Here is a 1,387-nt window from a genome sequence, read left to right on the forward strand (position 1 = left end):
AGGGACTTGCTCCCCGAGCCGAAGCCAGTCGAAGATACCAGCTGGCTGCAACTGTTTATTAAAAACACAGCACTGTGCAAACACGAAAGTGGACGTATACGGTGTGACGCCTGCCCGGTGCCGGAAGGTTAATTGATGGGGTTATCCGCAAGGAGAAGCTCTTGATCGAAGCCCCGGTAAACGGCGGCCGTAACTATAACGGTCCTAAGGTAGCGAAATTCCTTGTCGGGTAAGTTCCGACCTGCACGAATGGCGTAATGATGGCCAGGCTGTCTCCACCCGAGACTCAGTGAAATTGAAATCGCTGTGAAGATGCAGTGTACCCGCGGCAAGACGGAAAGACCCCGTGAACCTTTACTATAGCTTGACACTGAACATTGAGCCTTGATGTGTAGGATAGGTGGGAGGCTTTGAAGCGTGGACGCCAGTCTGCGTGGAGCCAACCTTGAAATACCACCCTTTAATGTTTGATGTTCTAACGTAGGCCCGTGATCCGGGCTGCGGACAGTGTCTGGTGGGTAGTTTGACTGGGGCGGTCTCCTCCCAAAGAGTAACGGAGGAGCACGAAGGTTGGCTAATCCTGGTCGGACATCAGGAGGTTAGTGCAATGGCATAAGCCAGCTTGACTGCGAGAGTGACGGCTCGAGCAGGTGCGAAAGCAGGTCATAGTGATCCGGTGGTTCTGAATGGAAGGGCCATCGCTCAACGGATAAAAGGTACTCCGGGGATAACAGGCTGATACCGCCCAAGAGTTCATATCGACGGCGGTGTTTGGCACCTCGATGTCGGCTCATCACATCCTGGGGCTGAAGTAGGTCCCAAGGGTACGGCTGTTCGCCGTTTAAAGTGGTACGCGAGCTGGGTTTAGAACGTCGTGAGACAGTTCGGTCCCTATCTGCCGTGGGCGCTGGAGAATTGAGGGGGGTTGCTCCTAGTACGAGAGGACCGGAGTGAACGCACCACTGGTGTTCGGGTTGTCATGCCAATGGCACTGCCCGGTAGCTAAGTGCGGAAAAGATAAGTGCTGAAAGCATCTAAGCACGAAACTTGCCCCGAGATGAGTTCTCCCTGACTCCTTGAGAGTCCTGAAGGGACGTTGAAGACTACGACGTTGATAGGCCGGGTGTGTAAGCGCAGCGATGCGTTGAGCTAACCGGTACTAATGACCCGTGAGGCTTAACCTTACAACGCCAGAGGCGTTTTGGTCTGAGAGACCGGATTTTCAGCTTGTTCACGGACTGGTTTGCGGCGCCTGTGAGGGCTACGCGAACGAAACAGAATTTGCCTGGCGGCTTTAGCGCGGTGGTCCCACCTGACCCCATGCCGAACTCAGAAGTGAAACGCCGTAGCGCCGATGGTAGTGTGGGGTCTCCCCATGCGAGAGTAG

General features: G+C 54.8%; 2 rRNA genes. Both read left to right on the forward strand.

What is annotated here, in order from left to right:
• A 23S ribosomal RNA gene (locus WFL93_RS24035) occupies positions 1 to 1,184 on the forward strand; the annotation flags it as partial.
• 100 nt (positions 1,185 to 1,284) lie between these two features.
• Positions 1,285 to 1,387 (forward strand): 5S ribosomal RNA (rrf, locus tag WFL93_RS24040); the annotation flags it as partial.

Source organism: Pantoea sp. USHLN256, assembly GCF_037149875.1.
Lineage (GTDB): Bacteria > Pseudomonadota > Gammaproteobacteria > Enterobacterales > Enterobacteriaceae > Pantoea > Pantoea nemavictus.